At 45.8% G+C, this 8,910-nt stretch carries 8 protein-coding genes and 1 riboswitch; of the genes, 5 read left to right on the forward strand and 3 right to left on the reverse strand.

Annotated elements, in window-relative coordinates; genetic code table 11:
* Positions 1 to 355: 355 nt before the first annotated feature.
* The 4 genes from VN379_RS23445 (at position 356) to VN379_RS23460 (ending at position 4,890) form a co-directional block, all read left to right on the forward strand.
* Positions 356 to 727, forward strand: a complete 372-nt coding sequence (locus VN379_RS23445; protein WP_325538392.1) for a hypothetical protein — start codon at positions 356 to 358, stop codon at positions 725 to 727.
* A 43-nt stretch (positions 728 to 770) separates the two neighbouring features.
* Positions 771 to 3,485, forward strand: a complete 2,715-nt coding sequence (locus VN379_RS23450) for a cation-translocating P-type ATPase (RefSeq protein ID WP_325538394.1) — start codon at positions 771 to 773, stop codon at positions 3,483 to 3,485.
* Between the two features lie 180 nt (positions 3,486 to 3,665).
* Positions 3,666 to 4,040, forward strand: a complete 375-nt coding sequence (locus VN379_RS23455; RefSeq protein WP_325538396.1) for a demethoxyubiquinone hydroxylase family protein — start codon at positions 3,666 to 3,668, stop codon at positions 4,038 to 4,040.
* Positions 4,041 to 4,053: 13 nt separating this feature from the next.
* On the forward strand, positions 4,054 to 4,890 hold the full coding sequence (locus VN379_RS23460; RefSeq protein ID WP_325538398.1) for a family 1 encapsulin nanocompartment shell protein: 837 nt from the start codon (positions 4,054 to 4,056) through the stop codon (positions 4,888 to 4,890).
* Between the two features lie 136 nt (positions 4,891 to 5,026).
* Here VN379_RS23460 and VN379_RS23465 read toward each other — a convergent pair whose 3' ends face one another.
* A complete protein-coding gene (locus tag VN379_RS23465) occupies positions 5,027 to 5,452 on the reverse strand; it encodes a MarR family winged helix-turn-helix transcriptional regulator (protein WP_325538400.1) in 426 nt (141 codons plus the stop codon).
* A 14-nt stretch (positions 5,453 to 5,466) separates the two neighbouring features.
* On the reverse strand, positions 5,467 to 6,666 hold the full coding sequence (locus VN379_RS23470; RefSeq protein WP_325538402.1) for an MFS transporter: 1,200 nt from the start codon (positions 6,664 to 6,666) through the stop codon (positions 5,467 to 5,469).
* A 261-nt stretch (positions 6,667 to 6,927) separates the two neighbouring features.
* Positions 6,928 to 7,011: riboswitch (cyclic di-GMP riboswitch) on the forward strand.
* 139 nt (positions 7,012 to 7,150) lie between these two features.
* On the opposite strand from VN379_RS23470, the gene VN379_RS23475 reads away from it, so the two are divergent.
* Positions 7,151 to 8,230: an HD-GYP domain-containing protein gene (locus VN379_RS23475; protein ID WP_325538404.1), complete on the forward strand. Its 1,080-nt coding sequence runs from the start codon at positions 7,151 to 7,153 to the stop codon at positions 8,228 to 8,230.
* A gap of 37 nt (positions 8,231 to 8,267) precedes the next feature.
* Here the strand turns inward: VN379_RS23475 and VN379_RS23480 are convergent, their stop codons facing one another.
* Entirely contained in the window at positions 8,268 to 8,807 is a 540-nt protein-coding gene (locus VN379_RS23480; protein WP_325538406.1) for a peroxiredoxin, read from the reverse strand.
* Positions 8,808 to 8,910 lie beyond the last annotated feature (103 nt).

The raw sequence follows: 8,910 nt of genomic DNA on the forward strand, positions 1-8,910 counted from the left end.
CTTAATATACTATACATAGCGGGCAATTGTCAATGTCGATTTACCACATCTATAATCGCCCATACACAAGAAGACCGGGTATAAAAAAACAGTAGTTTTTCCTTTTACAAGAAACGTACTAGCTTCAATTGACTTCCTTTATTTGGCTCGCTATAATTAAATTATAATTGAATCCTGCCCAAGGGGAGTAACCTTTACAACAAAGTCGTCAGTGCGGTACGATTCCCGGCTTTGTTGGCAACTTTTATGTTGTTGGTAAGACCTTGCCTTATTTTAAGGCAAGGTCTTTTTATATAAAACATTACATGAAAGGACGGGTGAATCTGATGAACCTTTTTGGGAAGGTACATAGTGAATGCAGCACAGGTTGTTATACACAGTCATTAAAATGATGAACTGGAAATGGGCGCGGATAACAGGTTATGTAGGACTATTAAATATTGTTGTTGCTATTTTAGCCCAGGTTATTGCAGCAATTGTACCAGACTACCGGAACATCGGAGAAACCGAGGAAATCATCCGTTGGGGGCGCTATCTCTGGTCCTATGCCACCATTTCCCTGGGCGTATTGTTAGAAAAGAAGACCGGCAAGTGGCTGGAAATTGTTTGGGGTAGCATTGCCGGCGGCCTGTGTCTTATTCCCGGTATCTCCTCATTTGTTTTCTTGAGCTATTCTTTCCGGGCCTTTAGGATACTGGACGAGGAAAATAGCAGTTTTCCTTTTTGAACTGCGCTCGGTAAGGATGGAATAAATTATGGGAGGGAATTTTATGAAAAAGCGATGGCATCAATTAACTTCCGTGGAAGTGACTTCCTTGCTGCAATCAGATGCTGCCACAGGCTTATCCACCGCTGCGGCAGCTGACCGGATTGCGGTGCATGGCTATAACGAATTACAGGAAAAGCCGCGGGAACCGCTTTGGCAAAAATTTATCAACCAATTTAAAGATTTTCTGGTGTTGATTCTTATTGCCGCCAGTTTAATTTCAGTTTTGGTCGGCGAAATTGCCGATTCTATTGTTATTATCGCCATCGTACTGTTAAATGCTTTTCTTGGCGTATTTCAGGAAGCCAAGGCTGAAAAAGCCCTGGCAGCCCTGAAAGAAATGTCCGCTCCCACAACCAAAGTCCTCCGCGACAGCGAAATTACCGTACTTCCCTCCAAAGAACTGGTCCCCGGCGATATTGTTCTGCTGGAAGCCGGAGACTATATTCCGGGTGATCTGCGTATTTTAGAATCCTTCAATCTCAAAGTGCAAGAGGCGTCACTCACCGGCGAATCAGTACCTGTTGACAAAAGCACGGAGGCCATTGACGCTGACGCGGCTTTGGCTGACCGTCATAATATCGGCTTTATGAGTACGGTTGTAACCTATGGCCGGGGTAAGGGTATTATCATAGACACCGGAATGAGTACAGAGATTGGCAAAATCGCTGAAATGTTACAAACTGTAGAGACTGAAAGTTCACCGCTACAAAAAAAGCTGGCTGAGTTCGGTAAACTGCTTGGCTATATCTGCCTTGTCGTTTGTGCCGCCGTCTTTGCTATGGGTATTTATAACAGCTACAGTGATGGTGTACTGGAACTGGCCGAGGTTCAGCTGATGCTGATGACAGCCATCAGTCTGGCTGTCGCCGCAATACCGGAGGGTTTACCCACCGTTGTAACCATCGTACTGGCACTTGGCATGCAGCGCATGGCCAAAAAGCGTGCGATTATGAAAAAACTGCATGCGGTAGAAACCCTGGGAAGCATCTCTGTGATTTGCTCAGATAAAACAGGGACACTCACCCAGAATCAAATGACAGTGGTCAAATGCTATACATTAGAAAAGACGTATACCGTTAGCGGTGAAGGCTATACCCCGGCAGGCGACTTCCGGCGAAATGAACAACCGGTGGAAATTCCGGCAGAACACGATCTGGTCCGATTGCTGCAAGGAGCCGTGCTGTGTAATGACGCCCAGCTTAAGCAAACGGCCGATTTGAGCAGCTGGCACATTGTCGGTGACCCGACTGAAGGTGCCCTGGTGGTTGCCGCCGAAAAAGGCGGTTACCACCAGCAGGCACTGCTGTCCGAATACCCCCGCCTCCAGGAGATCCCTTTTGACTCTACCAGAAAAATGATGACAACGTTCCAGCAGGTTGACGGCAACCTCCTGGCTTATACAAAAGGTGCACCTGACGTATTAATCAGCCGCTGCACGCATATTGTTGTTAATGGAATTATTCAACCTTTAACGCCTGAAGCAAAACTTCAGGTTGCTGCCGCCAACCGGGAAATGGCCTCACAGGCGCTGCGGGTTTTGGCGGTAGCCTACCGCCTGTGGGACGTGCTCCCCGTTGTTACTGATCCTGCTGAAGCAGAAAACAGGCTGATATTCATCGGGCTATTAGGGATGATCGACCCGCCCCGCGCTGAGGTTCGCGAGGCTGTCGCCGTGTGCCGGACCGCTGGTATCCGTCCGATTATGATTACCGGCGATCACCCGGATACAGCGCTGGCCATTGCCAAAGACCTGGGGATTGCCACCGGCGACAGCCAGGCGATCGTCGGCAGCCAACTGGACACCTTGTCCAAAGCAGAGTTGCAGCAGCTTGTTCAATCAGCCAGCGTATTTGCCCGGGTATCGCCAGAGCATAAAATGGCCATTATCGAGGCGTTGCGCAGCAATCATCAAATCGTCGCCATGACCGGTGATGGCGTCAATGATGCGCCGGCACTTAAAAAAGCCGATATTGGTGTTGCCATGGGCATAACTGGTACTGACGTCACCAAAGAGACTGCCGACATGGTGGTGGCTGACGATAATTTTGCTACAATTGTTTCGGCAGTGGAGGAAGGGCGGGTTATCTATACCAATATCCGCAAATTTGTCTATTTCCTCTTGTCCTGCAATGCTGCTGAAATATTGGTTATCTTTTTTGCCATCGCGCTGGGCTGGCCGATTCCCCTGCTCCCCATTCAACTCTTATGGGTCAATCTGGTCACAGATGCCTTTCCGGCGTTGGCTCTTGGCGTAGAAAAAAAGGAACCCAATGTCATGAACATTAAGCCACGCGACCCGAACGAACCATTGTTGACCAAAAATTTTCAGATTATGATCGTCATTCAAAGCCTGTCTATGGCGCTTACTGTTTTGGGGGCCTTCTACTACGGTCTCCATGCCTATAATGGCGGCTTGGAAATCGCCCGGACCTTTGCCTTCATTACGCTTATTACAACCCAGGTGGTTTGCTCCTATGCCGCCCGGTCGGAGTATTACTCGGTATTTCAACTAGGGGTTTTCAGCAACAAATATCTAAACGCAGGTGTGGCGTTTTCCCTATTGCTCCTTTTGCTCTCGGTTTACGGTCCGCTGCATATTGTCTTTAAGACAGTTGAGCCCAGTTTTGAGCATTGGCTGCTCTTTATCGTACTGACACCACTGCCGTTTTTTGCAACTGAACTTACCAAACTGATCTTAAGGAATACTGGCAAATAAACCCTCAGCAACAATACTTTTCCCCGAATTCACTCGGATATTTATTATCATTTATTGATTGTTATTAAATAATATGGTAGACTTATGGTAATTAGACCTATTATTACCAAGCACCGTGCATAAAGAAATCCTAGTCTTATCAATTAAAAGTTGTGTTGTGAAAGAAAGGAGATTAACAGTATGCCAAATTTTGCGAATCCGTTTCAGGGAAATGTTAATAGGAAATTGACCAAGGAAGAGCTTATTCAGGCAATCAGACTGAATATTGCAGGAGAGCTGGAAGCTATTTATGTTTATGACGCTCACATTCAGGCAACTGACGACCTTGTTGCAAAAAAAGTAATCGGTGATATCCGTGATGAAGAAAAAGCCCATGTCGGGGAACTGATGGCCTTGTTGAGATATCTGGATCCCGAAGAGGCGGGCCATTTTGCCGCCGGTGAAGGGGAAGTGCAAGAGATGCTGGAAGAACTGGGCCTGAATGGCGAAACAACTGCCGGCCAGGAAAAAAGTGTTCCCGCTCAGGCTACAGTAGGTAGTTTAATTCAAAAATAAGGGAGAGTGTACTATGGAGTTTCTATTACGGGACGACGCTCAGTTTTCGGAAGAGCAATGGGGAAAAATTGATGAGGTTGTTGTTAAAACTGCCAAAGCCACACTTGTCGGACGCAAATTTATAACAATATATGGTCCCCTGGGAGCCGGTGTGCAAAGCATTCATGTTGATGACTTCGACATAGCCGGTCAGGGGGAAGTCGGTTTCTTTGGCGATGATGAGGTTGCGCCGGTAAAAACACAGGGCCGGCGATTTGTCGAAATCCCGATGGTCTATAAGGATTTTTATATTTCATGGCGTGATATCGAGAACAGCAAGCAATTTGGCTTGCCGCTGGATCTGGCAAGTACAGCCGGTGCTGCCGCCATTTGTTCCAAGAAAGAAGACGAACTGATTTTTCTCGGTAATGCTGCCTTAGGCTATGAGGGGCTTATCAGCGTTGCCGGTTCGACCAGACTGACGAAGAAAAACTGGCAGGAGGGAGAAAACTCCTTCAACGATATAGTTAAAGGTCTGGAAACCTTAACAGCAAAGGGTTTTGTCGGTAAATTCGCGCTGACAGTCAGCCCTGATCTATATATGCAGCTGCAGCGTATCCAGGCTAATACCGGCTTGTTGGAAAGCGACAGGATAAAAAGCCTGCTTGACGGCAATCTGTATCAAACTCCGGTTCTTGGCGCCAATAAAGCAGTGCTAGTCTGCACCGAAACACAAAATCTTGATCTGGTAATCGGCCAGGATCTGATTACCGGTTACTTAGGCTCAGAGAAACTAAACCATGCCTTCCGGGTATTGGAGACTATTTTACTGCGGATCAAACGCAAAGATGCGATTGTGGTTTTCGAATAAGCAGTACATATAACGTTCACGAAAACAAAGCGCCTGGCAGCCACACGGCTCGCCAGGCGCTTTTCCTGTACAACGCTCACTACCATTCACGCACTTTATTGCGTCAAAAATCAGTACTTCCGACCAAATAGTCCCGTCACTTTGCCTGCTGCGCATTTGCGAAAATATCTTTTAAACTCTCATGTAAATTGGCGAGCCGCTCTTCAGATAATCCGGCCAATAGTCGCTGCCGGTGCTGTCTTACAATATCGTCCCAATGGGCATATTGACCCAAGGCCGCATTAGTTAGAAACACTGTTTTTTCGCGTTTGTCACAGCCCTCCCGCCGTTCTATTAGCCCTTTCCGCTCCAGATTGGCTAAGCTCTTAGATATGGCCGGCGGTTCAATATTAAGATAGTTGGCCAGCCCGTTCTGGGACATTGCCCCCTTGGTTTTTACGGTTGTGATAATAGCCCATTCAGAGCTATAAATACCACACGGCTCCAGCTGTTGGTTCAACCCTGTAGAAATAATCCGGGTAGTCTGGTAGAGTTGGTGAATGATTTTTTCGGTTACTTCCATACACCCTCCTGACATTACATTTCTAATACTTCTCTTTTCTTATCAGCAATATAATAATAACCGTAAGCTACCAAAAATACAAACATCGCAGCAGCTGAATACATGTACACCGAAGCATAGCCTGTTACCCCTGCCAGCATCCCCAGCAGAATAGCCCCCCCGCCAACACCAATATCCAATACATTATAAAAAGTTGCACTTGCACCACTGCGTCGACTAGCCGGGACCAGATTCAATATCCAGGTTTGCAGGGCAGGAAAAAGGGCCCCTACACCAAAGCCATAAAATGTTGATGCCACCAACATCATATACAGAGAGGTAGTAGTGGTAAGTAGCGCAAGCCCCAGTAAAAATAAAAATGCCCCAGGAAGAATAACCCACACAGGGCCTTTACTGTCAAAAATCCTTCCGGTTACAGCTCGTGACAGACACATGCACAGCGTGCCCAGCAAGAAAAAGTATCCCGGATTTGCAATATTAGCCTCCTTAGCGAATACTGCAATAAAGGTCAATACACTCCCATAACAAAAGCCGAACAGCATGGTAAGAAACGCAGGAAACCTTGTCCCGTTCTCCATAAACCGTTCCAGTAAAGACCGGCTTACATCCTGCGGTAAACCATCAGCCTGCGCAACTGTTGGCACAGCGCAAAAATATACCCCGATAAGCGCATGTATCTGACATACGGCAGACACCAAGAAAACGGCGCCAAAGCCGTATTCATTCATAAGCCAGATGCCAGCGGCCGGGGCCACAGCCATAGCCAGGGTTGTTCCCAAACCAAAATACCCCATTCCCTCGCCGCAGCGGGAGGCTGGAATAATGTCGGCGGCAATCGTGGCATAAAAAGTTGTGGCAATACCTAATCCTATTCCATGAATAATGCGGATTGCCAGCAGCCCGCCCACTGAGGTCCAGATATAGTACCCGGCCACCGACAAAAAGGAAATAATAATACCAATAAACAGGCAATATCTCTTTCCAAACTTTTCAATCCCCACATCAGTAAACAGACGAATGAAAATTGCTGAGAATACAAAAATACCGGCAATCAAACCAACCTGGGCACTTGTCCCGCCCAGCCAGGTGACATATAGCGGAATAACAGGGATCAACAACTGAAACCCCGCGAAAAACAAGCCATTAGTAAAGAATAAAATCCAGAAATCTTTAGTCCACAACTTTTCATTTTTGTCCTGCAAATTGCTTTTCATGTTACTTTGACTCCTTGAAATAAAGTTCACATATATTACTTCATACAATACGAAATACTTAACTAGTTAAGTATTCTTTATGATAGTATGTTGTCACCGATCTGTCAATAGAACAGAGAGGTAGCTACCGGAATACACAACAAAATCTTAAGCAAAAATCTTAGCCAAACTACATTAGCATATTTTGTCGAATTAATTAATTTCTTGACAAATTTATTATAAAAGTACTAAGATAATAAAGTAACATCAATTTACAAAAAAGAGAATAGATGGCAAACTTACCGAAAGATAAGGACGCAAAGCTATGGGTCTAAGGACATGGTCTATGACTGCCAGGTTGCAATTTAATTGTAATTCGTTTTGGCATCAATCTGTCTGCAGATTGATGCCATTTAATTTCAAACGTAAAATCGGGTAGAAACGAAGAAATATGCCCAGAAGATTCCCAGCGTTAAGATAACTTATAAATAAGCGAGGCGAACCAATGCAAAAAGTATCTATCAATAATTTAGCCGAAGGAATGACTACATACACACGCCTGTGTACCGCAGATGGCCGGGTGCTCTTGGGCAGCCGTATCCGCCTGAGCGCAAGTTATATCAAAAAAATACATAATCTTGGTGTTTTGAATTTATTTGTAACCAACCCAATTATTGAACGCATCGGGTTAGTCTATGAGGAAACCCTGCCTGAAGATAAAAGAACAGAAGCAATCAGAATCCTGAAAACCTCTTTCGACAATGCTAAAGAGGGGAAACTCATCGATGTACACAGCATTTATATCATGGCCAAAACAATTATTGAAACCGTAAAGAGCAACCAGCTCATCCGGCTGGATACTACCGTTACTGCTGACGATTATGTTTACAGTCATTGTATTAATGTGGCGGCACTGGCCGCGGTTATCGCCAGTGATATGGAATATAACTCGGCAAAGATGCAAGAACTTGTTATGGGCGCCTTACTGCACGATATCGGCAAGGTTCTGGACAATGGCAATGTCAGCGAAGAGGATCATCCACACAAAGGCTTCGAATACGCCCGGAAACTCCGTGACTATTCCATCGTTGCAAGTCATGTAATATACCAGCATCATGAGAAGGTGGACGGAACCGGTTACCCACGCGGCATCAGCGGGGAGCAGCTGCATGAATATGCCCGAATTACGGCAGTGGCTGACGCCTATGACACCATCGTATCCGACTTCCCAAAAGGTCAGGCTCTCTTGCCACATCAGGCTTATGAAGCAATCATGTCTATGAGCGGAACCTATCTGGACAAAGAAATTGCTGATATATTCTTAGCCAAAGCACCCCTTTACCCGCTGGGAACGTTTGTTGTCCTTGATAGCGGTTTTATTGGTGTTGTCACCGAAGCCAGGCCAAAATTACAGGCAAGACCGACAATAACGGTAATCACCGATGCACAGGCTATCTTCCAGGCTGAGTGGGTAGAAATTGAATTGGCAAAAAACTTAACAAGTTTCATTAATCACGTCATGTCAGAGAAAGAAGTGCTTGCTCTGACAAAGAAATATGAAAACAGATCCTCTCACCGCAGATGACGATGAGAGGATCTGTTATTAATCGATGTTATATGTATTAGAGGGTTCTATCGCCAGGGTGCCAGTCAATAGGGCACAGGCCACCGGTTTGCAGTGCACTCAGGACCCGTACCACTTCTTCCACACTGCGTCCCACATTCAAATCGCTGACAACCTGGTAGCGGAGTATGCCATCCGGATCGATGATAAACAAACCTCTGAGGGCAATCCCTTCCTCTTCAATCAGAACACCGTAATCCCGGGATACCCGTTTGGTGATATCAGAAGCCAGAGGGTAGTTAAGATGGCCGCCCAGACCACCGTCGCCTCTGGAAGACTTGATCCAGGCCCGGTGTGAATATACACTGTCGGTACTGACACCAAGTAACGAGGCTCCCAGACTTTCAAATTCAGCCAGCCTTGTGTTAAAGCCAAGAATCTCAGTAGGGCAAACAAAGGTAAAGTCAAGCGGATAAAAAAATAGCACCAACCATTTTCCCTGAAAATCCTCCAGCTTGGCAACATGCTCCAGAGTTTCCATATTACTGGTGGTTGTCATAACAAAATCGGGGGCTTTTTGACCAACTTTAACAGACATACATTCACACACCTTTCATTGATAATATTTATCACTTAAATAATATTATTATTTGTCTGTTTTGTCAACTATTTCTAGAAATATTTTAACCGGGATCGGGACG

The organism is Sporomusa sp., from assembly GCF_035561255.1.
In the GTDB taxonomy this organism is placed as follows: domain Bacteria; phylum Bacillota; class Negativicutes; order Sporomusales; family Sporomusaceae; genus Sporomusa.